Below are 23611 nucleotides of genomic sequence, written 5' to 3' on the forward strand. Positions count from 1 at the left end.
AGCGCTAACTCATTGACACTGCTTGCTTTTCAGCAAGCTCCACCGCTGGAAACGCCTGGCGTTCCCGGCAGCGGATGCGTACTCTACCTCCTGGCCGGGACACTGGCAAGCCCTGGAGATAAAAAACCCCAAAAAGACCGGAAACCTCCTATAAAAGCCCTTCGGGGTAGCCAGCCCACACGGTTACACTAGAGGCTACTTCCCTAATCGCCGAGGTTCGAGATGAGTTCCCACCTGCTTTCCGTCGACTCCCTAGAGCGCGAAAACGTTGATCACCTACTGCGCGTTGCAGCACGCATGGAACCGATCGCTCAACGCCGCCGGATTACTCGCGTGCTTGAGGGTGCTGTTCTGGGCAATTTATTCTTTGAGGCCAGCACCCGAACCCGTGTGAGTTTCAATGCCGCCTTCTGCCGGCTAGGGGGCAGCGTATGCGACACCACCGGGTTCACGTTTTCTTCAATGGCGAAAGGGGAATCGCTTTATGATACCAGTCGCGTAATGAGCGGCTATGTAGACGCCATAGTGATGCGTCATCCTGAACAAGGCTCAGTGGCGGAATTTGCCGCTGCAACGAATGTGCCTGTCATCAATGGGGGGGATGGCCCCGGCGAACACCCCAGCCAGGCATTGCTGGATCTTTATACCATCGACAAGGAATTTGCTCGGCTAGGCAAAAAACTGGCTGGAGCTCACATTCTGCTCACTGGTGACCTGAAGTATGGCCGGACAGTGCATTCCTTGATTAAGCTGTTATCGCTTTACGACCCTTTGCGCATCACCCTGGTTTCCCCACCGGGATTGGAAATGCCGGGATATCTGATCGATCTCGTAGCATCTCGCGGGCATCAGATTGAACAGCGCGACACCTTGTCGTGCGATTTTTCTGACTTGGATGTGGTGTATACCACGCGTATCCAGAAAGAACGTTTCACCACGGAAATGAATGAGAGTTTTAGTGGTGTCTCCCAGGACTTCATCGTTGACCGCGCTTTTCTTGACCAGCACTGTTCACCGACCACCATTGTGATGCATCCGTTGCCTCGCGACAGCCGGTCCGGTGCTAACGATCTCAATGTGGATTTGAACGGTGACCCACGCCTGGCGATCTTTCGCCAGACTGATAACGGCATCCCCATGCGTATGGCGATTTTCGCTACCTTGTTAAAGGTGGAGGATTTGATCGAAGAGAATATGCGCCCGGTACGCTGGTTCGTACCCAAGCAGATTGGCGTCCTGGATCGCTAAACCGAGGTTACTTCATTAAAGCGCGCTTCGCCCACCTGGCAACCCTTCTCTGTGGGCGAACCAACCTTCAAGAATCAATACCGCAGCGATACCGTCCACGCTGTGCTCGCGATAGTTGCCACGATGGCCGGCTTCGCGAGCAATCGATTTGGCTTCACGAGTGGAGCCGCGTTCATCGATCATTTCGCAAGGCTTGCCGTAACGCCCATGGAGTCGGTTGCCGAATTTACGCGCGCGCGTACTCATTGCAGATTCACTGCCATCCATGTTGATCGGCAGCCCCACCACGAAAACATCCGGTTGCCATTCGTCGATGAGCCGGGCGACGACATTCCAATCGGGAATGCCATCGCGGGCCGGTAGCGCAGAAAGCTCCCGCGCGCTATGCAGCATTTCATTGCCGACGGCTACCCCGATGCGGCGCGTACCATAATCGAATGCCAACACCAGACGCTGTCCTACCTCGGCCATCAGGCGTGCCCCGCGTCTCGCGTCATCAGATTGAGATCAATACCCAGCACCCCCGCCGCTGCCGACAGGCGCTCGGCGGGAGGCATGCTAAACAGGATATTGCTCTGCCCTTCCACCGTCAGCCAGGCATTATCCTTGAGCTCCTCTTCCATATGCCCGGCGTCCCAGCCTGCGCAGCCAAGGCACACCAGAAAATGCTCAGGGCCTCGGCCGACCGCCAGGGCCTGCAAAATATCCATGGAGGTGGTCAGCGCGATTCCGTCTTCGACTTGGATACTGGAGTCCCAATCGTCGCTGTCACCGCGATGCAGAATAAAGCCACGGTCCTTGTGCATCGGTCCTCCGAAATATACCGGCGTCTCACGATGCGGACTTTCCTCGCCTCCCAACTCCAGCTGATCGAAGAGAGCATCCAAGGTAACATCCAAAGGATGGTTGACGATCACTCCCATGCTGCCGTTTTCATCATGGTCACAGAGATAGACCAGACTACCGGAAAAGTTGGGGTCTTCCTGATGCGGCATGGCAAGAAGGAAATGATGTTTCAAACTTTGCATGAGGCTCCCGGGCGTTCAGGCAAGTGCCGACGCTCCATCTGATCGATGCCTGACCGGAACGTAAACCACAGCGCCACAGGCACCCTATCCCGGCCGGCTAAACAATAAAAAAGCGGACGCATTACGCTAGACGACGCTCGATGGCATCCAGCAACAGGCCAGCGATATCGGTGCCCCGCTGGTCGTCGATTTCACGCACACAAGTGGGGCTGGTGACGTTGATTTCAGTAATATAATCACCAATCACATCCAGCCCTACGAATATCAGGTTCTTTTCACGAATCATGGGCTGTATCTGTTGAATCAGCCAGTGATCGCGTTCGGTCAATTCGCGGGTGACACCCTGTCCTCCTGCCGCCAGGTTACCGCGAGTCTCCCCAGCGGAGGGTATGCGTGCCAAGCCATAGGGCACGGGTTCACCATCAACCAGCAGAATTCGGGTATCCCCCTCCTTGATTGCCGGCAAATAGCGCTGCGCCATGATCTGCCGATGGCCTTGTAGCGTCAGTTGTTCGAGCACCGCGCCCAGATTGCGACCCTCAGGGGTAATGTGGAAGATACCCGTGCCGCCCATGCCATCCAGCGGCTTGAAGATCACATCCCCATGCTCGGCATGGAAGGCACGCAACACATCGACATTGCTGGCCACCAGCGACGGCGGGCAACACTGGGGAAATTGCTGGGCAAATAGCTTTTCATTACATTCAAGCAACGCCCTGGTGGGATTGACCACCAATACGCCCTCACGTTCGGCAAAGCCCAAGAGGTGAATGGCGTTGGTAAACTCGAGATCCACCGGGGGATCCTTACGCATAAGGATCGCATCCAGCTCAGCCAGCGGCCGTGCCTCTGCTTCACCCAATGTGAACCAGCGAACCGGGTCACGATGTACCGTTAAGGGGCGGATGCGGGCATAAGCCTGGCCTGCATTCAGAAACAGATCCTGCTGTTCCATATAATGCAGTGAGTGACCGCGATCCTGAGCGGCCCATAACATGGCCAGGGTCGAATCTTTCTTGTAGGCGAGGTCGGCAATGGTATCCATTACCACGCCGAGCTTGAAGCTATTTTGGCTCATCTAGGCAACATTCCGGCAAGAACAATAGACTGGCAGTATGCCGCACGGCTGGCTCCCGTCCAACCGTCCTGGATAATGCACTCATTCATCCAAAGCTCCCGGAAGCAGGCGAATAGCATTCGGTTCAAGAGAGATCAGGCGTTGTTTGTAAAGCCGGCCAATGGCCTGCTTATAGGCACTTTTACTGACACCCAGGCGCGCCTTGATTTCATTGGCGGCACTCTTGTCGCCCAAAGGTAAATAGCCTCCGCTCAAACGCAGAGCCTCCAGAATCTTGTCACCCACCACATCCAGACGAGCGGCGCCCGGCGGTAACAAGGAAATATCCAACCGCCCATCGTCACGGCGCTGTTTGACATAGCCAGTGAGTGCTTGGCCGCGCCTCAGCGGCTGGGTAATGTCATCCTGAAAGATCAATCCCCAGTAGCGATGATTGACCACCACTTTCATCCCCAGATCGGTGGCATCCGCAACGACCAAGTCCACCGCTTCGCCTTCTTCCAGAACCCAGGCGTCGTCGGTCAGGAAGCGATCCAGACGCATCGTCGCAACCGGTCTGCCGCGTTCGTCTTCATATACCTTCACCAGCACGCGCTTGCCCGGATCAGGACGAAAGCGCTGTTCGCTGTAGGGTAGCAACAGATCCTTGGGCTGGCCCCAGTCGAGAAAAGCCCCGGTATCATTCACCGTGACTACCTTCAAATAGGCCACATCCCCGAGTTGAGCCTTACCTGAAACGAGCAGCCCGGGAGCAGGCACTTGGGGTTCATGAGCCATTGGTGTCTTCCTGGAAAAAGAATGCCGAAGAAAAAATGGTGGTGCAGACAAAAACTGATGCAAAAAAAATAGCTGGGGAAAAATAAACTCAAAGATCCCCAAAACGATCCTGAAGGAGAGAAAGAGCCACCACCGGCGCGGTTTCGGTGCGCAGGATACGCGGACCCAGCGTCAGCGAAGAAAACCCGGCGGCCAGTGCTGCCTCGACCTCCTGGGAGGATAGCCCACCTTCAGGGCCGATCAACAGCGCCACCTTCTCGGGGGAAACCGCCTGTTCGAGCGCCCCTTGAGTGGCAGGATGCAGAACCAGACATAAGCTTTCATCACGCTTGGCAAGCCAGTCGGCCAAGGCAAGGGGTGGATGCACCGGCGGCACCGTGGCGCGGCCACATTGCTCACAAGCGCTCACCGCCACCGCTTGCCAATGCGCGAGCTTTTTCGCCTCTCGCTCGCCTTTCAAGCGCACATCACCGTGCTCGGTATAAAGGGGGGTAATGGCGGCAACGCCCAGCTCCACCGCTTTCTGGATAGCGTAGTCCATGCGATCCCCCTTGGAAATCGCTTGGCCCAGATGCACGGCAAGCGGGGATTCCGCCTGTCCCGGCCAGCAAGCCTCTATCTCAACTACGGTTTGCTTGCGATTCACCTCGCTCAACCGAGCGCCGGCTTCACGCCCTTGGCCATCGAACATTACCAGCGTTGCGCCCACACCCATACGCAGCACCCGCGTCAGGTGGCGTGCCGAACCTTCCGGCAACACCACCTGAGCCCCTGGCGCAAACGCCACGGGTACGTACAGACGCGGCATCTTGCCGTGCTGGGCATACCAATCAGAAGACGTCAGCATTTACTTACTGTGTCTGCTCAGCCTGCTGGGCTTCACGCTGTTTCTTCTGGGCGTACATCGCTTCGAAATTGACCGGCGCCAACATCAACGGCGGGAAACCACCGCGGTTTACCAGGTTGTCCACACATTCACGTGCGTACGGGAACAGAAGGTTGGGGCAGAACGCGCCCAGGGTTTGATCCAGCTGTGCACCTTCAATCCCGGAAATGCGGAACAGGCCGGCCTGTTCGATCTCCGCCAGAAAGGAGGTCATTTCAGTTTCGTTATCTTTGACCTGAGCGGTGACCTTGATCACCACTTCATAGAGGTTGTCATCCACTTTCTGGCTGCTGGTATTCAAGTCAAGGCTGACCTTGGGTTTGAAAGCCTGCTGAAACACCCCCGGCGAATTGGGCGACTCAAAGGAAATATCCTTGACGTAAATGCGCTGCAGCGAAAATTTCAGCTGCGGTTTTTCGCCTTCGGCGGCTGCCTGCGCGCCGGCACTCTGGTTATTGTCTTCCGCCATGGGAAACTCCTTGTCATATAACAGTAAAAATAAAGTAGAAAGCGTCAGCTTGGTCAACCGAGCTTACTTTCTAACCACCGGCAGGCCATCGGCTTGCCATTGCGCCATGCCACCCTTGAGCTTATGAACATGCTCAAATCCTGCCTTGGTGAGCTTAGCCTGCGCTGCACCGGCACTCTGGCCATGCTTGCAAACCAGAATGATCGGCTGGCTCTTGAGCTTCTCCAGCTCTGACATCCGGCTTTCCAGCTTACTCTGCGGAAGATGGCGTGCACCGGCGATATGGCCGGCCTTGAAGTCCTTTTCCTCGCGGATATCCACCACTACCGCGTCTTCGCGGTTGATAAGCTGGGTCGCTTGAGGCGACGTCACTGCATTGGTCGCAGCGCTACGTGCCTCGTAGACAAGCCAGGTGATCAATACCAGCAGGAAAGCCCCGACAAGCAGGGGATGGTTTTGCACGAATTCGAACAGCTGATCGATCATCGCGTACACAATCTCTTGGTCTATGCGGAAAAAAACGGCCGAGCCGTGGATGAAACGCGACAAGTATACACGCCACACCCTTTAGTGCGCAGGCATCTGCCATGACGCCCAAGGGTTGCCTGCGCTATGATGCCCCAAGCCGACGCCCGTCGCGACCTTGATCCGCTCAATAGCGCGTATCGCTTGCCAACCCCGACGTGCCAGAACAACGAGGTTTTCATGGACATTTCAGCAACTCCGCGCCCGGTGGCGTTGATTATTCTTGATGGCTACGGCCACAATCCGGACACCGCTCATAATGCGGTGGCAGCGGCCCATACGCCGACCATGGATCAGCTGTGGTCGCAATGTCCCCATGCGCTGGTGCATACCGACGGGCGCCATGTTGGTTTGCCGGATGGCCAAATGGGTAACTCCGAGGTGGGCCACATGAACCTGGGGGCCGGGCGTATCGTCTACCAGGACTTCACCCGGATCACCAAGGCGGTTGAAGACGGTGAGCTGGATGCCAACACCACCCTGACTGCGCCCATTGATGCCGCGGTAGCCCAGGGGGGCGCCGTTCACCTGTTAGGTCTGCTTTCGCCCGGTGGGGTTCACAGCCATGAAGACCACTTTCTTGCCATGGCCGAGCTTGCCACACGCCGTGGGGCACAACGCATTTATTTTCACGCCTTTCTCGATGGCCGTGACATGCCTCCCCAGAGCGCTCTGCCTTCGCTTGAGCGTGCCAATCAACGCCTGGCCGAACTGGTCGGTGCGGAAAATGGCTTTGTCGCTTCCATTATCGGGCGTTTTTACGCCCTGGATCGTGACAATCGCTGGGAGCGGGTGGAGCAGGCCTACCGCTTGCTGACCGAAGGTGAAAGCGAGTATCAGGCAAGTAGCGCTGAAAGTGCCCTGCATGCCGCCTATGCTCGCAATGAAACCGATGAATTCGTTCACGCCACCAGCATTCGCCCTAATGGCCAGACCGTCGCTATTGAAGACGGCGATGCAGCGATTTTCATGAACTTCCGAGCCGACCGTGCCCGCGAATTGACTCGCGCCTTTGTCGACCCCGACTTCAACGGTTTTCCACGGCGTGCTCACCCCGTCCTGGCTGCTGACGGCTTGGTGATGCTGACCCAATACGCCGCCGATATCCCTGCGCCAGCCGCCTTTCCTCCTGCGGATCTGGCCGATACGTTGGGTGAAGTCATGGAAAATCGCGGCTTAACCCAGCTGCGTATCGCCGAAACCGAGAAGTACGCCCATGTGACGTTTTTCTTCTCCGGTGGTCGTGAGACGGAGTTTGATGGAGAAACGCGCATCCTGGTGCCTTCCCCCCAGGACGTTAAAACCTACGACGAAAAACCCGAAATGAGCGCCGTCGAAGTCACCGACAAGCTGGTCGAAGCGATTGATGGCCAAGCCTTCGACCTGATCGTGTGCAACTACGCCAACGGCGACATGGTGGGTCACAGCGGCGACTTCGATGCAGCGGTCAAAGCGATTGAAACAGTGGATCAATGCGTTGCCCGTGTGGTGGAAGCCATTGAACGTGTCGGCGGCGCCTGCCTGATCACTGCCGATCACGGCAATGCCGAACAAATGGTCAACCCGGAAACCGGCGTTACTCAGACGTCTCACACCACCTTTGAAGTGCCGCTTATTTATGTCGGCAAGCGTCCGGCACACCTCGAAGATGGACGCCTATGCGACCTTGCTCCCACCTTGCTGACCCTGATGAACCAGCCTGTTCCCACTGCCATGACGGGAAAACCATTGATTCGTCTCGAGTGAGCCCCATGCGCAAACGCCACCTCGAGTTCTTGGCGGTGTTGCTTCTGGCGCTGGGAATAACCTCCGCCGGCCACGCTAGCATGGGTGAAGAGGCGGCCCGCCAACAGCTCGATGCGGTCGGCGAACAGATTCAGGCGCTTTCCCGGCGCCTGGGCGACACCCGCGAAGCCCGCGACAAGGCCGGGAGCGAATTGCGTGCCGTGGAAACCCAACTGGCCGACACCCACCAACGCCTAGACCACCTTCAGGCGCAGCGTCGCCAGTTGAATGCCGAAACCGAGCAACTCAACGCCCACCGTGAAACCCTGGAAAACGAGCGTGACACCCAACAGCAGGCACTGGGCGCGCAGCTTGACGCCCTTTATCGTCTTGGCGCCACCCCTCAGCTGAAACTCTTGCTCAACCAGGACGACCCGGCGGAGCTGGACCGCATGCAAGCCTACCTCAACCATCTGACCGAGGCTCGCGCGCAGCGCCTGACCACTATCGCCCGACTCGACGCTGCCCTTTTAGACACTCAGCGCGAACTGGCCACCCGCAGTGAACGCCTGCACAAGCTCTCAGAGCAGCTAGAGACCCAAAGTGCCCAGTTAGCCCAACAAACGGCCGAACGGCGCCAGTTGCTTAGTGGCCTGGACGCCCGCTACGCCACGGAAGAAGCCCGCCTGGAAAGCCTCAATCAGAATCGCGACCAAGCTGAACGTACCCTGCGCGAAATACAGGCGGAGCTTGCACGCCTGGCACAACCCACGCCCAGCACCCAGATGGCGCGCACCCAAGGCGACTTGCCCTGGCCGGTGCAAGGCACGATCACCTCGCGCTTTCAAAATAGCGAGGGCGTGCATCATAACGGTATCGTGATACAGGCCAGTGCCGGCACAACGGTGACCGCCGTACACACCGGCCGCGTGGTGTTTGCCGACTGGATGCGTGGCTTTGGTAATTTACTGATCGTTGATCACGGCGACCAGATCATGACCCTGCATGCCCATCTGCAACATTTCAGTGTTCGACCGGGTCAGAAGATTGCACGTGGCGATGAATTGGGCCGCGTGGGTGACAGCGGCGGCAGGCCCGAGGCGGCGCTGTATTTTGAAGTTCGCCAAGGGGGGGAGCCGATCAACCCCCAACGCTGGATCGCTAACCGTTAAGCGTGGAGCTACGCTTTCCTCTCACGCCACGGAAGGGATAAGCTGACAGCCATCCTGACTATAAAACCTTGACCACAAAAATCCTGACCATATAAAGCGCAGTGTACTGCCCCTGCCTTGCGGAGTTTGCATGACGCTAACTGTTAATCACCTTCCGGTTCCCGCCAAGCGCTTTTTGCTGAGCTTGCTTCCGGTTGTGCTGCTGGCGGCGCCGCTGCCCGGTATCGCCCAGCAAAGTCCGGCTACCGATGAGCTTCCGCTGGAAGACATTCAAACCTTTGCCGAAGTGTTCGAACGTATCAAGCGTGCCTACGTGGAAGAAGTCGATGACCGCACCTTATTGCGCAACGCCATGCGCGGCATGCTTAGCGAGCTCGATCCGCATTCCGCCTATCTCGATAGCGAGGAATATCAGAGCCTGCGTGAGTCGACCCAAGGCGAGTTTGGGGGCATCGGTATCGAAGTGGGCATGGAGAACGGCCAATTAACGGTCGTCACACCGATCGATGACACCCCGGCGTCACGTGCGGGGCTCCAACCACGCGACCTTATCATCAGTATCGAAGGCACCCCGACCGAAGGCATGTCACTTCAGGAAGCCGTCAACCTGATGCGCGGCGAGCCCGGCACCGATATCCAGCTGATGCTTTTGCGCAGTGGTGACGATGCACCTCGCGAAGTGACCCTGACCCGCGAAATCGTGCGCACCGAGAGTGTCAAACACGACTTGCTGGAGCCGGGCTATGGTTACTTGCGCATTAGCCAGTTCCAGGCGCGCACCGCGCAACAGACCCAGGAAGCGCTGGAAAGAATGTCACGCGACCAACCCCTCGAAGGGCTGGTGCTGGATCTGCGCAACAATCCCGGCGGCGTGCTTCAGGCCGCGGTGGATGTGGCTGACATCTTTCTTGAGGAAGGCTTGATCGTCTACACCGAAGGGCGGCTCTCCGATAACCAGATGGAATTTTCCGCCACCCCCTCCACCCCTGCCGCCGACGTGCCGCTGGTGATATTGATCAACAGCGGTAGCGCCTCGGCAGCGGAAATCGTCGCTGGCGCCTTGCAGGATCAGCGCCGTGGCGTGGTGATGGGTACCGACAGCTTCGGCAAGGGCTCGGTGCAACAAGTCATGCCCTTGGGTAACGGGGAAGGCCTGAAACTGACCACCGCGCTGTATTTCACGCCCAACGGGCGTTCAATTCAGGCCCAGGGCATCGAACCCGATGTGGAAGTGGTGCGTGGCCGCCTGGAAGTCGCCGAATCTCGCCGTGAAATTCGCGAGGCCGACCTCGAAGGCCACTTGCGTTCGCTCGAGGCGCCGCGCGATCGCCAGGAGGTCGCTCAGCGGCTACGCGACGATTACCAACTTGGAGAAGCCTTGAACCTGCTCAAGGCGCTCAATGTCGTCGACCGACGTCGACGCTAGGGCTTTTACCGGCAAGCCGGTTCAGCGACAGCTGGCCGGCAACCGCCCGCGTTCGCCAGTTGCCTGACGCATCAACAACCGTTTGATCAGAGAAACCCGATCAACACTGTTCAAGCCCAGATTTCGCACTAGGGTAACCACCGGGTGGCGCGCACCGAATAACTGCCTGAACCCCATCATCAGCGCCAGCATGCTGGTGTTATCCCAACGCCGACGGCGCTCGTAACGCGCAAGAATACGGGCGTCTCCCCAAGGGGCGCCCCGCCGCCAGGCAGTGACCACTTCTTCCGCCAATACGGCGGCATCCATAAATCCCAGGTTCACTCCTTGTCCTGCCAGCGGATGGATACTGTGGGCGGCATCGCCGACCAGGGCCAGGCCGTTCAGGACGTAATGATGGGCATGTCGCTGTATCAGTGGAAAACAGCGGGCGTCATCACATACCTGAACCTCACCTGAATGCTCACCGAATGCCGCGCTCAAGGCATCGCCGAGCTCCGCACGCGACATCGCACATAACGCTTCGGCATGCTCGGCTGAGGTCGACCATACGATGGAGCAATAATGCTCATCACCGTCGACCGTCAAGGGCAAGAAAGCCAATGGCGAACCGGCCAGGAATGCTTGACGTGCGTTACCCCCATGCGGCTTCGCACAGCGTATGGTGGTCACCACGGCATACTGGCCGGTATCTTCCCGACTCACACTGATGCCTGCCATGCGGCGTAGAGAGGAATGCGCGCCATCCGCCGCCACTATCAAGGGCGCCTCCAGCTCACGACCATCGTCCAGCACCAGCCGGCGCGCGCCGGTGGAAGAAGAATGTAATGCGCTCACTTTGGCAGCGTAATACAGGTGGGCCTGGGAGTGCCGCGCAAGCCGGGTTTCCAGGGCCGCCTGGGTGACATCATTCTCGACAATATGCCCTAGCACCGTCACTCCGGCTTGCTCGGCGGAAAATTTCACTTCCCCGCTACCCTCCGCATCCCATACCTGCATATAGCGATAGGGCGTCACGCGCTTGGCCTGCATCAACGGCCATGCGCCTAGATGGGTCAACAAGCGCTGCGATACCGGGGTCAAGGCACTTACCCGCGGAGCAGGCAACCCAGTGCCCACGTTTTCAAGCCCCAAGGGGGCCGGCCGGGCCTCCACCATGGCCACCTGCATACCGGCTTCCGCCAACAGAGTGGTCAGCGCTGCGCCTACCATGCCACCACCCACCACGATGACATCAAAGTACGCGGCCTCGGCGTTAGCTTCTTCGGTCATAACCACTCCTTTGTTTGATGACGTTCATCTCAAAACCGAACTGGGTATTCATGCGCTTAACGCTCCAGCCCCATAGCGCGCCGTGCCAGGCTTTTGCGCAAGGGACCGAGTAGGTTCAGCCCGACCAGCCCGGCAGCCCGGGCGTGAGACAGCAATGGATGATTGACACCGAACAGGCGCACCAGCCCATCGCTGAAACGTATCACGTTGTGGCGATCGCGGGCACGACGCTGCTCGAAATCCAGCAGTGTCTCCATCGACCCAAGCCGATGGCCGTGCTGTTTTCCTGTCTCCAGCGCCTCGACCAGATCCATGACCCCCCGCAAGGCCAGATTGAAGCCTTGCCCTGCCACCGGATGCAGCGCATGAGCGGCATTGCCCAGCACCGCCAATCCCGGACGTACCGTCTCCTGGGCCGTCACCAACGAGAGGGGGTAGGCATGGCGGCTGCCCACACGGGTAAAACGCCCGGCACGATCACCGAAAGCCTGCTGTAACTGTTGCAGGAAAGCACCGTCGGAAAGCGCCATACGGCTTTTTTCACTCCCATGCTGATGGGTCCACACCAGCTCCATAGCCTGCCCCGGGAGCGGCAACAAGGCAATCGGCCCGTCCTGGGTGAAACGCTCGTAGGCTATTCCTTGATGGGGCTTGCTTACCGCCACATTGGTTATCAGCGCCGTCTGGTCATAGGGCACCTTCTCGCTGCTGATTCCCAATTGCTCTTTCAGCCCGGAGCGCCCGCCGTCAGCCAGCACGGTCAAGGCAGGGGTTAATTCGCTGCCATCTGACAGACGTAACCGATGCCCTCCCGCCTCGGGGGTAATCGTTTCCACGCGAGCCGGGCAATGCCATTCCAGAGGCAGTTCCGCCAACCGCCGATGTAATACCTGTCCCATCCAGGCATTGGGAATCACATGCCCCAGCGCTTTTACGCCCAGCTCATCGGCGCTCAAACGCGTCGTCCCCATGCGGCCACGCTCACTGATATGGATGCGTGCAATCGTGGCCGCTTGCTCGGCCATGGCAGGCCACACTCCCAGCTGACGAAAACGCTGCGCCGACCCCTCGGCAATCGCACTGGCGCGCGCATCGAAACTCGGCTGCCAGCTCATCTCCGAGGCTTTCGGCAAGGCGGTGGCTTCGATGACCGCCACTCGCCAGCCATGGCGATCGACCAGCGGTGCCAGTGCACAGCCCAGGCTGGCGCCCACCAGGCCGCCGCCAATAATTGCAATATCCACAGAGGCTGAAGACGCCTTTACAGGGTTGTTCATGGCTACCGAGCACCTCATTTCGTAACGTACATTACATAATGACGAAAAAGACCATCATTAAACTGGTTGTTTTTTAGCCATTAGCGCTTCGATATCAGCAAGCTGTTTGGGCACGCCGGCGGTCAATACCTCATGGCTTTCAGCCGTTACCAGCACATCGTCTTCGATACGGATACCTATGCCACGCAACGCCAGCGGAATGTCGTCGTCAGCCGGAATATAAAGCCCTGGCTCGACGGTCAGTACCATACCGGGAGCCAGAGGGCGGGGCGTTTCAGGATCCAGACGAGGCGTTCCCACGTCATGCACATCCAGTCCCAGCCAATGCGAGGTGGAATGCAGGTAAAAACGCCGATAGCGTTGCTCATCGATACATGCCTGGATATCGCCTTGCAACAGCCCCAAGGCGACCAATCCTTCCGTCAGGTCACGTACCACCCCCGCATGAATATCCACCAGGGTGGTGCCGGGGCGTACCGCCGCCACCGCATTTTCCTGTGCCCTGAGCACCACCTGATACAGCGCACGCTGGGCATCGCTGAAACGACCGTTTATGGGAAAGGTGCGAGTAATGTCACCGGCATATAGATCGAATTCGGCACCGGCATCGATCAGCACCAGGTCGCCGTCATTGAGGGGGGCGCTATTTTCAATATAGTGCAGCACACAAGCATTGGCGCCACCGCCCACAATCGTGCTGTAAGCTGGGCCGCTACCACCTTGCCAGACAAATTCGTGCTCCAATTCTGCCTGAAGGTGGTATTCAAAAAGCCCCGGTCGCGCGCCCCGCATGGCCCGTTGATGGGCGCGCGCGGAAATGGCGGCGGCATGCCGCATCAGGGCAAGCTCGGCGTCGCTCTTGATCAGACGCTGCTCATGGATAAAAGGCGCTACATCGATAAAGCCTTGTACCCCCAACCCTCCCCGCCGTTGGCGGGCTAGCGCTTGCTGAAAGGTCTCCTCGGCCAATTCCAGTGCGGAGGCATCGTCCAGAGGCAAGTAAAGTAATTCCCGCCCCTCGAGAAGCGTCTGCAAACAGTCGTCACGCTCGGCATTCTCGAAGGCTTGATCGACCCCATGGGTTGCCACCGCCCCTTCCGCACCCAGGCGAATGCCATTCCAGGCCTCCATCGCCGGGTCCCGGTCCTGGCAGAACACTACGCTTTCGCCTTCAGTGCGTCCTGGCAACAACACCAACAACGCCTCTGGCTCTACGCAGCCGGTTAAGTAGTAAAAATCACTGTTCTGACGAAACGGATAATCACTATCGCGAGAACGTGTTGCCAAGCAGGCGCCAGGCACCAACACGGCTGCCTTAGGAGGCAAGCGTGCCATCAGTGTTTCGCGGCGGCTGCGATATTCCGCGGAGGAAATGGGGGCCGGGCGCGGCAAAATCTCGGGAAGCATGGGTACTCCTGCGAATTGGGGAATCAATGGACGGGAGCATCGACCTGTTCGACCTGCGGCTTGCCGGGATGCTGTTCGGTATAAAGCAACATCGCGGCCATACGCGCATGTTCCGTCAAGGCAAAAAGATCGTTTTCATTTTCCGGGCTATCGTCGATGTCGGTTTCAATCTGCTCCAGGCCATGCAGGTCGGCCAACACCTCTTTAAGGGTATCCGACCACTGCTTGCGTTGGGTCTCGTCGGCTTCATCCACCAGTTCCAGAAAGCCCTGTGCCCACTCCTTGAGTCCGGTGGCTTGTTCAGCCAGGGAATACAGTTCATCCGGCAGAATTGGCTCGTAATTCATTTCGCTGGCGGCCAACGCCTCCAACGTTTGCCGCCGCCAACCCAGCAGCCGCTCGGCGCTGGCCGGATCACGCGGCTGTTCAACACCCAGCCCCTGGCAGACTTCTTCCAACCAGGCCTGGGGAGTGACCTCATGCAGTGCCAGCAGCGCGCATAGACGTCCATCAAGAAATGCTGGTGACTGCATGCTGCCGTGCAACAAGAAGACATCGGCGATATCAGAAAAATCCTGTCGTTCATCGAGTAGGGACATAACAAAACTCCGTTGAATTAGCGGGTCGAACCGGCGTATCGCGTTGACCGCCCGCAAGCGGCTCTCTTATAGTGAGCGCTGATACATCCATCACCTGATGTGATGTTAACGCATCGGGCCACCAACTGGCCCGCGCCGGAGCCTTTCATGAGCGACGCCAAGCGGCCGACAGCCGAAATCACCCTACTCGGGCGCCATTACAAGATTGCCTGCGACCCCGGCGAAGAAGCCAAGCTCGAACGTGCCGCTCGCTATCTGGACCGCGCCATGCACGGCATTCATGGCCAAGGCAATGTTCTCGGCAACGAGCGCATTGCCGTGATGGCCGCCCTCAATATCACCCATGAACTGCTTGAAACCTTAGATGAGCGGCGTGCCGGGGAAGTAACCATCACCCGTTTGAATGAGCGTCTCGAGAAAGCATTGCCCGATTCAAGAGGTAATTGATACGGGTCTTTGGCATTACGCCAGCCTCTGTTAGAATAAAGAGGTTCCCTGGGGTGTTTGCCAGTCATTTATCGTCCTTGAGCCTATGCGCAATACCCAGGGGGCCAAATGCTAGCCAAGCCCGTGTGCATGTCCGTGCTACGGAAAGCCTGACGGCTTGGCTGCGGCCACCCACCTTGAACCAATGGGTTCAGGGCCAGAATGACAGCGGCACTCTGGGGAACACCATGCCACCTTACGCCGACATCGCCTACCCTGCTTCTTTGTCAGCTTCCCACCCGATCGATAAACCTTCGCTACGTCGCGAATTACGCCGACGCCGGCGTGGGCTCACGCCTCGTCAACAACGTGACGCCTCACGACGCCTCTGCCAGCGACTAAAGCAGTTGCCGGAAATACGCCGTGCCCGACGCATCAGCCTGTATTTGCCGGTCGGTGGAGAAATCGATCCTACGCCACTTATCGGCTGGCTACGTCGCCGCAATGTACGCGTCTATCTGCCAGTTTTGCGGCCGTTTGCCGAGAATCACTTATGGCTGGTCGAATACCGGCCCAATACGCCGATGATAAAAAATCGCTTCGGCATTTTTGAGCCTGCACCACGTTACAGTGCCCAGCGCCGCAACCGCCTGCCTGCCTGGGGGCTGGATGTGATGATCGTTCCGCTAGTCGGGTTTGATGCGCAAGGCAACCGCATGGGGATGGGAGGCGGATTCTATGATCGTACCCTGGCCTTCACTCGGCGGCGTCGGCCGCGTCCTTGGCTGATCGGCGTGGCGCACAGCTGTCAGCAGGTGCCCCATTTGCCGCCCGAGCCTTGGGACATTTCTCTGCAGGCCATTGTCAGTGACCAGGAAGTCGTGCGGCCTTAAGCATGATGTGAATAAAAATATGGGTCAGCTCGGTAGAGCTGACCCATATTTTCTGACTGGTAATAATAATCTTTGCGAATGGAATGTTCTTTGCGATAGATCGTTTGCCGGATCAACCACCCGACAGCGCCTGGGCATATCCAGTAACCAACACGCCCAAGGCGAACACCATCATCAAAGCCATTACCAGGTCAGGCTTTCTACGCCGCATGTATCTTCTCCAACGGTTTGCGATGATAACGGCGCCGGTTTTCGGCGCCATCAAAAATGGGGGCTCAAAGGCATTAGCGCGGCCTTGCCGATAGTGGCGTGACTATAGGGCCACAAGCGGCCCTATGACAACTGTTGTCAACGTTATTTGACCACCCAATTGAATCATTCAGAGAACCCCTTCCACTCCTAACCCCAGGGATGAATGATTACTTGCTTTTTTTACGCCATGAACAGCCGGTAGGCAGGGTTGTCACTTTCCTTCCAATAACGATAACCAATGGTATCCAGGTAGTCTTCCACATGCACCCGGTCGCCGTTGGGCACCTGCATTCCTACCAGCACACGGCCGTAGGCTGCTCCATGATTACGATAATGGAACAGGGAAATATTCCAGTTATGCGGAAGCCGGGTCAGGAAGTTCATCAAGGCACCGGGACGTTCGGGAAACTCAAAGCGATAAAGCTCTTCGGTAAATTCCTCGCAAGGGCGCCCGCCAGCGAGATGACGGATATGCAGCTTGGCCAGCTCATTGTCGGTCAGGTCTTCCACGTCATAGTCAGCTTCTCGCAGCTTGGTCAACACCGCCTGGCGATCCTCACCGCCAGGTTTTACCTGAATACCCACAAAAATATGCGCGTCGTCAGTGTCCGCGTATCGGTAGCTGAATTCAGTCACCATGCGTTTGCCCAGCGTACGGCAGAACTTCTTGAAACTGCCCGGCTTTTCGGCAATGGTCACTGCCAGAATGGCTTCGCGCTGCTCGCCAAGCTCGGTACGTTCAGCAATATGCTGCAAACGATCGAAATTGGTATTGGCACCCGAATTAATACATACCAGCGTTTGTCCTTTTACCCCGGTTTGCTGAACGTATTTCTTGAGACCCGCCAAGGACAAGGCGCCGGAAGTTTCCGAAACCGCCCGGGTGTCCTCGAAGATATCCTTGACCGCGGCACAGATTTCATCGGTAGTGACGGTGATCACGCCATCAATCAGGTCACGCATGATCGAAAATGGGATTTCCCCGATCTGGGCCACCGCGACCCCTTCAGCGAAGACGCCGACCTGGTCCAGCACCACCCGCTCGCCAGCCTCCATTGCCGCCTTGAGACAAGCGCTGTCTTCGGCTTCCACACCGATCACCTTGATGTCCGGGCGCAGGTACTTCACGTACGCCGCCACCCCGGCAATGAGACCACCACCCCCCACCGGGACGAAGATCGCATCCAAGGGGCCACTATGCTGACGCAAGATTTCCATGGCCACGGTGCCTTGGCCGGCGACTACATCAATATCGTCAAAGGGGGGAATGTAGGTGTAACCATGTTCCTTGATCAGCTGCTGGGCATGCTCCGACGCTTCGGCAAAGGCATCGCCCTTGAGAATCACTTTCGCTCCCCGGGCACGTACCGCAGCCACCTTGATATCCGGGGTGATACGCGGCATCACAATGACTGCTTTTACCCCCATCAACTTGGCCGCCATGGCCAGACCTTGGGCATGATTTCCGGCGGATGCCGCGATCACGCCCTTGGCCTTTTGCTCCTCGCTGAGCTGCGCCATCTTGTTGTAGGCACCGCGAATCTTGAACGAGTACACTGGTTGCAGATCTTCGCGTTTAATCAGAATCTGGTTATCGAAGCGACGCGACAAAAAGGGGGCGGGTGACATCGGGGTTTCCCAAGCGGCTTCATACACCCGTGACTGGAGAATTTTCTTGACGGTAGCTTCGAGCATTCTGTTATCCCAAAAACTTGGCAAAGCGCCATGTCGGCGCGAATAAAGCCCTTATTCGTAGCAGATCGCTAGCCGTGACGTCCAGCACTCATCCTCGGCAGGCCCACATTTGGGCGATATAATGACTTAGCATTGCCGCTATCTTTCCCGACCTTGCAAAGGCAGTCCCTCATGACCCAAGACGAACTCAAATCCGCCGTCGCTGACGCCGCTCTCCGTGAAATCGAACCCTGGCTGGATAAAGACACGGTGTTAGGGATCGGCACAGGATCCACGGCCAACCTGTTTATCGACCGACTGGCAAAACACAGTGGCTACTTCAAGGGCGCCGTGGCCAGCTCAAAAGCCAGTGCCGAACGCCTGGAACGTCATGGCATCGAAGTGTTTCCGCTCAATAGCGTGGGCACCGTGCCTTTTTACATCGACGGTGCCGACGAAGTAACCGCTCGCTTGCATATGATCAAGGGTGGCGGTGCCGCCCTCACTCAAGAAAAGGTTGTAGCCGCCTGCGCCGAACGCTTCATCTGCATCGCCGACGGCTCCAAGTACGTCGCTCAATTGGGCGCCTTTCCGCTGCCCATTGAAGTGATTCCCATGGCGCGCTCCTATGTGGCCCGCGAATTGGTCAAGCTAGGCGCTGATCCGGTTTATCGCGAAGGTGTGATCACCGATAACGGTAACCAGATCATCGATTGTTTCGATTTCATGATCGAAGACCCTCTCGCCATGGAAACCCAGCTCAACAATATCGTGGGAGTGGTAACCAACGGCTTGTTTGCCGCTCGGGGCGCCGATGTGCTGCTGCTGGGCAAGGAGGACGGTGTGGAGCGTACAGCGCTACGCTAAGTCGGCTCACTTGAGCCAAGTTGTGAAACCGTCGCTGGCAATAACCTCTCAAGCCCATCGAGCGTGCGCTGCAGCGCCCCTTGATGGGCTTTCACCACGTTTTGTGCAGTGTCACCCTGCTGTTGACGTAGCGCTGGCTGACAAGCCAATTGATAAAGCGCCTCGCTGAGCGATTGGCTGTTCTCGACGCGGGTCAAGGCGCCGGCCTGATACAGCAGCGGGGCGACATCCTCGAAATTCTCCCATGACGGCCCGCTAATCACTGGTAGGCCCAAGGCTGCCGGTTCCAGCACATTATGCCCGCCCAACGGCACCAGGCTACCGCCGACAAACGCCATGTCGCCCGCCGCGTAAAGCATGGCAAGCTCGCCCAACGTATCGCCGAGATACACCGCCGTATGCGGCTGCACGGCTTGATTCCGACTGCGCCTCACCGTGGATAGCCCAAAGCTTTCACATAACCTGGCGACTTCCTCGAAGCGTTGGGGATGGCGCGGCACGAGGATCAGTAATGCCTCGGGCAGCTTTTGGCGTAATTGCCGATGGGCTACCAGCAGCAATTTTTCTTCGCCGTCACGGGTGGAACCGGCCACCCACACAGGCCGTTTTCCGAAACCGTGACGTAAGTGCTCACCTTCTTTTAGCGCCTTATCCTGAGAGGGCATATCGAATTTCAGCGACCCTATCACCGTGGTTTTATCCTGGACCATGCCCAGTGCCCGAAAACGCTCGGCATCCGCCTCGGACTTGGCCGCCAACCAGGTGACTTGCTGCAAAGCAGTGCTCAATAACGGACGAATGCGCTGATAGCGGCTAAAGGCACCGGGCGATAACCGCCCATTCACCACGGCCACTGGCACCTTGCGGCGATGACAGGCATCAAGAAGGTTAGGCCAGAGTTCCGTTTCGAACATCAGCGCCAGCACCGGGCGAACGCGGCGTACAAATCGCCGGGCGGCACCGGGAAAGTCCAGGGGCAAGAACCCGTGAGCAAGGCGCGAACTACCTTTTCCCGCTATGAGAGCCTGGGCTTGCTGGGCGCCGGTCGCCGTCATGGTGGTGAGTAGCACTCTGTGGGCGGGATAGCGCGCCAAGAGCGCCTCAAGCAACGGCCTAGCCGCACGGACTTCACCCACCGAGGCACAATGCAGCCAGATCACAGGTGCATCGGCAGGTAAGTCAGGAGAGAAGCCCAATCGTTCCCAGCGCGAGTTAGTGGGTACTTGCTCTCGATAGATTCGCCACCAGATAAGGGGGGAAAGTGCATAGAGTGCGGCACTGTAAAGATAGCGTGGAAGCTTTTTCGAGAGGCCCATCAGCGCTCACGATCAATGATGGTTGCGATCATGGCCGTGGTGGAAACGCCGTCTTCGAACCCCAGCACCTTGACTTCGCCGCCATTGGCCCGCACGGCGGTACCGCCGGCGATGTCATCGGGATGATAGTCACCGCCCTTTACCAGGACGTCAGGCAATACCGCCTCGATCAGCGCTTGCGGCGTGTCCTCGGCAAACGGGACCACCCAGTCGACTGCGCCCAACCCTGCCAACACCTGCATGCGTCTGGCCAGTGGATTGATCGGTCGCTGAGGCCCTTTAAGGCGTGCGATCGAGGCATCGTCGTTGACCGCCACGATCAGCCGCTCGCCTAATCGCTTGGCCTGCTCGAGATAGGCCACGTGTCCGGCGTGCAGAATGTCGAAGCAGCCATTGGTCATTACCACGCGTTCACCACGCGCTTGTGCAGCGCGTACCGCTTCCACCAGCAGCGTTGGATCTATCACGCCGAATTCAGCCAGTTTGTCACCGTGCAAGGCGGTATACAGCTCAGCAACCGAGAGCGTGGCGGTGCCCGGCTTGGCCACGACCAAGCCCGCTGCCAGGTTGGCCAGCATCATCGCTTCAGGCAGGCCATGCCCCGCCGCCAATGCCAGCCCCAGCACCCCGATTACCGTATCGCCGGCACCGGTGACATCGAAGACTTCCTGAGCACGGGTGGGCAGATGCAAGGGGGCGTGCCCTTCGCGAATCAAGGTCATGCCCTTTTCACTGCGAGTGATCAGCAACGCTTCCAATGCGAGTTCCGCACGCAGGGCTTCACCACGCTGGGCAAGCTCGGCATCCGTACGGCAAGGCCCGGCAATGGCTTCGAATTCCGCCAGGTTAGGCGTTATCACACTGGCGCCTCGGTAACGTGAAAAATCCCGGCCTTTAGGGTCGACCAAGACACGCTTGCCATGGGCACGTGCCAAGTCGATCAAACGCTCGATCTGATCAAGGGTTCCCTTGCCATAATCGGAAAGCACCACCACGTCACAGGCGGGCAAGGCTCGTTCCACCGATACCAGCAGCTCATCGGTATTCACCGCTTCAAGGGGGTCTTCGAAATCCAGGCGCAGTAACTGCTGGTTGCGACTCATCACCCGCAGCTTGGTAATGGTCGGCACCTCGTTGCTGTGCTGAAAGTAAGTATTTACTTCGGCGGATACTAGCCGTTCTTCCAACAGGCGGGCATTTTCATCGCAGCCGACCACACCGGCCAAGGCGGCATGCCCACCCAATGCCGCTACGTTCAATGCCACGTTGGCGGCGCCGCCGGGGCGATCTTCAGCATTTTCCACTCGCACCACCGGTACCGGCGCCTCGGGGGAAATACGCGAGGTACCGCCATGCCAATAGCGGTCCAGCATGACGTCACCGACGACCAGTACCCGAGCTTGCTCGAAGGCGGTGAGATCAACTTTCATGGGCGCTTCCTGTCTCGGATGAATAATCGGGTGTATGCGCCACGGTATCGGCCAAAAGACTATCCAGCTTGGCGATTACATGCTCGGCGCTAATGAGCTCCATGGCATCGGGGTGGCGTACACGTTGCCCCCAACTCACTTCTTCCACACTCTTGTGCAAGTAGGTACGCACTGCATCTGGGTAGGCATTGACGGCAAAGTCACGCCATAAATAAGGGCCGGTGCGGTTCGGGTCATTTGAAGCGTATAACCCTAGGGTGGGAGTCCTCATTGCATTCGCCATATGCACTGGGCCTGTATCAGGTGCAATGACAGCGCGCGCTTGGTCAATGAGTGCTAATGCGCCTTTCAGCGACGTGCCGCCGATCGCATTAATCACACTACCTGGTTGACACAGGGCTTCAATTTGATCGCCCATCTCACGCTCTCGAGGGCTTCCACCTCCGGTCAACACACTTTTGAGGCCGTGATGTATCCAGGCGTGTTCCACCACGCTAGCGTATCCTTCCACAGACCAATTACGTTTATTGCCAATTCGCGCACTGCTGCAGGGATTGATCACCAGATAAGGAGTTTCGCCACTCAGTGATAAGGCCTCTTCATAGGCAATGCCGGGCACCGGCATGTTCCACTCCAAGGAGTCATCTTCCACTCCCAACAGCCGGGCGAAATCCATGAACGATTCCAGTACATGGGCACGGGGATGCGGAGCCAGCTGGTACTGAGTGAACCAATGCTGGGCATCCTTGGCGCGCGCCTTGTCGTAACCGACACGCACCTCGGCTTTCAGACCCAGCGACAAGATGCTTGCGCGAATGGCTTGCTGCATGTGGAGCAACACATCGAAACGAGTCGCGGAAAGCTCCCGCCACAGCGTGCGCATGCCGGCAAGCCCTGTCGCCTTGTCGTAAACGATGAACTCGACCCCGGAAAGCCCGGCCAGTAAACTGTATTCTCCCTTGCCGATGATCCAGGTGATGCGTGCCTTCGGCCATTGGCGCTGCAAGGCACGCACCGTCGGCACCAGATTGCACACATCGCCCAACGCGGAAAGGCGAAGAATGGCGATATGTTCGGGATTAACAGGCAAAGGGGACTTCATGCGCTTGGCGACACTCCAGCAGGGAAAGAGTCTCATTTTACATGAGGTGGACAGTTTATGGGACGCCGGCCTTTCCCACCAAATCGGTAGCGCATGGTTCGAGCCTGATCATTGGCGTCGCCAAGGTAAGGTGATAGGAGAAGCACCGGGCCGAGGCTCGAGTCTTTTTCTGGATGCAGGCAATGCTCAGTGGGTGCTCAGACCCTACCGCCGTGGCGGCTTGGTCGCCAGGCTAAGTGATGCTCGCTACCTCTGGACAGGGCTTGAAAACACGCGGGCCTTTCGCGAACTACGCCTCACCGCTGAGCTTTTCGAGCGCGGCCTGCCAGTACCCAGGCCAGTTGCCGCTAGCGTGACACGCCATGGCCTCACCTATGAAGCCGCGCTGATCACCGTGCGTATCCACGACGCCCGCGCCCTGGCGGACCGTTTGCTGGAGGGCAACGCCGATAGCGCCTTACTCAGACGGGTGGGAGAAACAGTTCGCCGTTTTCACGAGGCAGGCCTGGACCATGTCGATCTTAATGCACGCAACCTGCTCGTGGACGACCAGGATCAGGTATGGCTGATTGACCTGGATCGCTGCCGGCTGCGCCAGCCGGGTAAATGGCAGCAGTCTAACCTCGGCAGGCTTGAGAGATCTGTGAAGAAATTTACCGACTCCCCGCTCATGCAGATGATTTATCAGGGTTATTACAATAATGGAGGTAACTGACCCGATTTTTCAAAATATTTGCGCATAACCAGTAGCCCTATCAGCCT

The 23611-nt window shown here is 58.0% G+C and carries 23 protein-coding genes and 1 other RNA gene; 9 read left to right on the plus strand and 15 right to left on the minus strand.

Features of this window, described 5'->3' with window-relative positions:
* Positions 1-222: 222 nt before the first annotated feature.
* On the plus strand, positions 223-1248 hold the full coding sequence (locus GPM19_RS13250; protein ID WP_160419499.1) for an aspartate carbamoyltransferase: 1026 nt from the start codon (positions 223-225) through the stop codon (positions 1246-1248).
* 15 nt (positions 1249-1263) lie between these two features.
* Here GPM19_RS13250 and ruvX read toward each other — a convergent pair whose 3' ends face one another.
* The 7 genes from ruvX to GPM19_RS13285 form a co-directional block, all read right to left on the minus strand.
* Entirely contained in the window at positions 1264-1719 is a 456-nt protein-coding gene (gene ruvX / locus GPM19_RS13255) for a Holliday junction resolvase RuvX (protein WP_160419500.1), read from the minus strand.
* Positions 1719-2276: a YqgE/AlgH family protein gene (locus GPM19_RS13260; protein ID WP_160419501.1), complete on the minus strand. Its 558-nt coding sequence runs from the start codon at positions 2274-2276 to the stop codon at positions 1719-1721. The genes ruvX and GPM19_RS13260 overlap by 1 nt, the downstream gene beginning before the upstream one ends.
* Before the next feature lie 121 nt (positions 2277-2397).
* The gene (gene gshB, locus GPM19_RS13265; protein WP_160419502.1) at positions 2398-3354 is read right to left on the minus strand and encodes a glutathione synthase; all 957 of its coding nucleotides are present in this window, start codon (positions 3352-3354) and stop codon (positions 2398-2400) included.
* A gap of 81 nt (positions 3355-3435) precedes the next feature.
* On the minus strand, positions 3436-4131 hold the full coding sequence (locus tag GPM19_RS13270; protein ID WP_160419503.1) for a CvfB family protein: 696 nt from the start codon (positions 4129-4131) through the stop codon (positions 3436-3438).
* Between the two features lie 88 nt (positions 4132-4219).
* On the minus strand, positions 4220-4978 hold the full coding sequence (locus GPM19_RS13275) for a 16S rRNA (uracil(1498)-N(3))-methyltransferase (RefSeq protein WP_227842438.1): 759 nt from the start codon (positions 4976-4978) through the stop codon (positions 4220-4222).
* A 4-nt stretch (positions 4979-4982) separates the two neighbouring features.
* On the minus strand, positions 4983-5486 hold the full coding sequence (gene secB / locus GPM19_RS13280) for a protein-export chaperone SecB (protein ID WP_160419504.1): 504 nt from the start codon (positions 5484-5486) through the stop codon (positions 4983-4985).
* 63 nt (positions 5487-5549) lie between these two features.
* On the minus strand, positions 5550-5972 hold the full coding sequence (locus GPM19_RS13285; RefSeq protein WP_160419505.1) for a rhodanese-like domain-containing protein: 423 nt from the start codon (positions 5970-5972) through the stop codon (positions 5550-5552).
* Positions 5973-6191: 219 nt separating this feature from the next.
* Between GPM19_RS13285 and gpmI the strand changes: the two genes are divergently transcribed.
* The 3 genes from gpmI (at position 6192) to GPM19_RS13300 (ending at position 10334) form a co-directional block, all read left to right on the plus strand.
* The gene (gpmI, locus tag GPM19_RS13290; RefSeq protein WP_160419506.1) at positions 6192-7757 is read left to right on the plus strand and encodes a 2,3-bisphosphoglycerate-independent phosphoglycerate mutase; all 1566 of its coding nucleotides are present in this window, start codon (positions 6192-6194) and stop codon (positions 7755-7757) included.
* A gap of 5 nt (positions 7758-7762) precedes the next feature.
* On the plus strand, positions 7763-8908 hold the full coding sequence (locus GPM19_RS13295; protein WP_160419507.1) for a murein hydrolase activator EnvC family protein: 1146 nt from the start codon (positions 7763-7765) through the stop codon (positions 8906-8908).
* Positions 8909-9038: 130 nt separating this feature from the next.
* The gene (locus GPM19_RS13300) at positions 9039-10334 is read left to right on the plus strand and encodes a S41 family peptidase (protein ID WP_160419508.1); all 1296 of its coding nucleotides are present in this window, start codon (positions 9039-9041) and stop codon (positions 10332-10334) included.
* A gap of 21 nt (positions 10335-10355) precedes the next feature.
* On the opposite strand, the gene GPM19_RS13305 is transcribed toward GPM19_RS13300, so the two are convergent.
* From GPM19_RS13305 to GPM19_RS13320, 4 genes are read right to left on the minus strand one after another with little or no spacing between them, the layout of a single operon-like run.
* Positions 10356-11606: a UbiH/UbiF/VisC/COQ6 family ubiquinone biosynthesis hydroxylase gene (locus tag GPM19_RS13305; RefSeq protein ID WP_160419509.1), complete on the minus strand. Its 1251-nt coding sequence runs from the start codon at positions 11604-11606 to the stop codon at positions 10356-10358.
* Between the two features lie 56 nt (positions 11607-11662).
* Positions 11663-12883: a 2-octaprenyl-6-methoxyphenyl hydroxylase gene (ubiH, locus tag GPM19_RS13310; RefSeq protein WP_160419510.1), complete on the minus strand. Its 1221-nt coding sequence runs from the start codon at positions 12881-12883 to the stop codon at positions 11663-11665.
* 57 nt (positions 12884-12940) lie between these two features.
* The gene (gene pepP, locus GPM19_RS13315) at positions 12941-14290 is read right to left on the minus strand and encodes a Xaa-Pro aminopeptidase (protein WP_160419511.1); all 1350 of its coding nucleotides are present in this window, start codon (positions 14288-14290) and stop codon (positions 12941-12943) included.
* 23 nt (positions 14291-14313) lie between these two features.
* Positions 14314-14889, minus strand: a complete 576-nt coding sequence (locus GPM19_RS13320) for a UPF0149 family protein (protein WP_160419512.1) — start codon at positions 14887-14889, stop codon at positions 14314-14316.
* A gap of 147 nt (positions 14890-15036) precedes the next feature.
* On the opposite strand from GPM19_RS13320, the gene GPM19_RS13325 reads away from it, so the two are divergent.
* From GPM19_RS13325 to GPM19_RS13335, 3 genes are all read left to right on the plus strand, one after another.
* Complete coding sequence (locus GPM19_RS13325) at positions 15037-15336, plus strand: cell division protein ZapA (protein ID WP_160419513.1); 300 nt, start codon at positions 15037-15039, stop codon at positions 15334-15336.
* Between the two features lie 42 nt (positions 15337-15378).
* Positions 15379-15562, plus strand: a non-coding RNA gene (gene ssrS, locus GPM19_RS13330) — 6S RNA.
* 1 nt (position 15563) lies between these two features.
* Complete coding sequence (locus tag GPM19_RS13335; protein ID WP_160419514.1) at positions 15564-16208, plus strand: 5-formyltetrahydrofolate cyclo-ligase; 645 nt, start codon at positions 15564-15566, stop codon at positions 16206-16208.
* A gap of 432 nt (positions 16209-16640) precedes the next feature.
* Here GPM19_RS13335 and ilvA read toward each other — a convergent pair whose 3' ends face one another.
* Positions 16641-18155, minus strand: a complete 1515-nt coding sequence (ilvA, locus tag GPM19_RS13340) for a threonine ammonia-lyase, biosynthetic (RefSeq protein ID WP_160419515.1) — start codon at positions 18153-18155, stop codon at positions 16641-16643.
* A 171-nt stretch (positions 18156-18326) separates the two neighbouring features.
* On the opposite strand from ilvA, the gene rpiA reads away from it, so the two are divergent.
* Positions 18327-19001, plus strand: coding sequence for a ribose-5-phosphate isomerase RpiA (rpiA, locus tag GPM19_RS13345; protein WP_160419516.1), 675 nt, complete (start codon positions 18327-18329; stop codon positions 18999-19001).
* On the opposite strand, the gene waaA is transcribed toward rpiA, so the two are convergent.
* From waaA to GPM19_RS13360, 3 genes are read right to left on the minus strand one after another with little or no spacing between them, the layout of a single operon-like run.
* Entirely contained in the window at positions 18998-20317 is a 1320-nt protein-coding gene (gene waaA / locus GPM19_RS13350) for a lipid IV(A) 3-deoxy-D-manno-octulosonic acid transferase (RefSeq protein WP_160419517.1), read from the minus strand. The genes rpiA and waaA overlap by 4 nt on opposite strands.
* A complete protein-coding gene (hldE, locus tag GPM19_RS13355) occupies positions 20317-21747 on the minus strand; it encodes a bifunctional D-glycero-beta-D-manno-heptose-7-phosphate kinase/D-glycero-beta-D-manno-heptose 1-phosphate adenylyltransferase HldE (protein WP_160419518.1) in 1431 nt (476 codons plus the stop codon). The genes waaA and hldE overlap by 1 nt, the downstream gene beginning before the upstream one ends.
* Entirely contained in the window at positions 21737-22849 is a 1113-nt protein-coding gene (locus GPM19_RS13360) for a glycosyltransferase family 9 protein (RefSeq protein ID WP_160419519.1), read from the minus strand. The genes hldE and GPM19_RS13360 overlap by 11 nt, the downstream gene beginning before the upstream one ends.
* Here GPM19_RS13360 and GPM19_RS13365 point away from each other — a divergent pair.
* Positions 22848-23564, plus strand: coding sequence for a 3-deoxy-D-manno-octulosonic acid kinase (locus tag GPM19_RS13365; RefSeq protein WP_160419520.1), 717 nt, complete (start codon positions 22848-22850; stop codon positions 23562-23564). The two genes, GPM19_RS13360 and GPM19_RS13365, sit on opposite strands and share 2 nt — an antisense overlap.
* Positions 23565-23611: the final 47 nt, after the last annotated feature.

It is taken from the genome of Vreelandella zhuhanensis (assembly GCF_009793355.1).
Lineage (GTDB): Bacteria > Pseudomonadota > Gammaproteobacteria > Pseudomonadales > Halomonadaceae > Vreelandella > Vreelandella zhuhanensis.

Coding starts and splice junctions, on each gene's coding strand:
- secB (WP_160419504.1), bottom strand. CDS start 5,486: ATGGCGGAAGACAATAACCAGAGTGCCGGCGCGCAGGCAGCCGCCGAA.
- GPM19_RS13260 (WP_160419501.1), bottom strand. CDS start 2,276: ATGCAAAGTTTGAAACATCATTTCCTTCTTGCCATGCCGCATCAGGAA.
- ruvX (WP_160419500.1), bottom strand. CDS start 1,719: ATGGCCGAGGTAGGACAGCGTCTGGTGTTGGCATTCGATTATGGTACG.
- GPM19_RS13360 (WP_160419519.1), bottom strand. CDS start 22,849: ATGAAGTCCCCTTTGCCTGTTAATCCCGAACATATCGCCATTCTTCGC.
- rpiA (WP_160419516.1), top strand. CDS start 18,327: ATGACCCAAGACGAACTCAAATCCGCCGTCGCTGACGCCGCTCTCCGT.
- GPM19_RS13325 (WP_160419513.1), top strand. CDS start 15,037: ATGAGCGACGCCAAGCGGCCGACAGCCGAAATCACCCTACTCGGGCGC.
- ubiH (WP_160419510.1), bottom strand. CDS start 12,883: ATGAACAACCCTGTAAAGGCGTCTTCAGCCTCTGTGGATATTGCAATT.
- GPM19_RS13335 (WP_160419514.1), top strand. CDS start 15,564: ATGCCACCTTACGCCGACATCGCCTACCCTGCTTCTTTGTCAGCTTCC.
- gshB (WP_160419502.1), bottom strand. CDS start 3,354: ATGAGCCAAAATAGCTTCAAGCTCGGCGTGGTAATGGATACCATTGCC.
- GPM19_RS13270 (WP_160419503.1), bottom strand. CDS start 4,131: ATGGCTCATGAACCCCAAGTGCCTGCTCCCGGGCTGCTCGTTTCAGGT.
- GPM19_RS13305 (WP_160419509.1), bottom strand. CDS start 11,606: ATGACCGAAGAAGCTAACGCCGAGGCCGCGTACTTTGATGTCATCGTG.
- pepP (WP_160419511.1), bottom strand. CDS start 14,290: ATGCTTCCCGAGATTTTGCCGCGCCCGGCCCCCATTTCCTCCGCGGAA.
- GPM19_RS13295 (WP_160419507.1), top strand. CDS start 7,763: ATGCGCAAACGCCACCTCGAGTTCTTGGCGGTGTTGCTTCTGGCGCTG.
- waaA (WP_160419517.1), bottom strand. CDS start 20,317: ATGGGCCTCTCGAAAAAGCTTCCACGCTATCTTTACAGTGCCGCACTC.
- GPM19_RS13250 (WP_160419499.1), top strand. CDS start 223: ATGAGTTCCCACCTGCTTTCCGTCGACTCCCTAGAGCGCGAAAACGTT.
- GPM19_RS13365 (WP_160419520.1), top strand. CDS start 22,848: ATGCGCTTGGCGACACTCCAGCAGGGAAAGAGTCTCATTTTACATGAG.
- GPM19_RS13275 (WP_227842438.1), bottom strand. CDS start 4,978: ATGCTGACGTCTTCTGATTGGTATGCCCAGCACGGCAAGATGCCGCGT.
- GPM19_RS13300 (WP_160419508.1), top strand. CDS start 9,039: ATGACGCTAACTGTTAATCACCTTCCGGTTCCCGCCAAGCGCTTTTTG.
- gpmI (WP_160419506.1), top strand. CDS start 6,192: ATGGACATTTCAGCAACTCCGCGCCCGGTGGCGTTGATTATTCTTGAT.
- ilvA (WP_160419515.1), bottom strand. CDS start 18,155: ATGCTCGAAGCTACCGTCAAGAAAATTCTCCAGTCACGGGTGTATGAA.
- hldE (WP_160419518.1), bottom strand. CDS start 21,747: ATGAAAGTTGATCTCACCGCCTTCGAGCAAGCTCGGGTACTGGTCGTC.
- GPM19_RS13285 (WP_160419505.1), bottom strand. CDS start 5,972: ATGATCGATCAGCTGTTCGAATTCGTGCAAAACCATCCCCTGCTTGTC.
- GPM19_RS13320 (WP_160419512.1), bottom strand. CDS start 14,889: ATGTCCCTACTCGATGAACGACAGGATTTTTCTGATATCGCCGATGTC.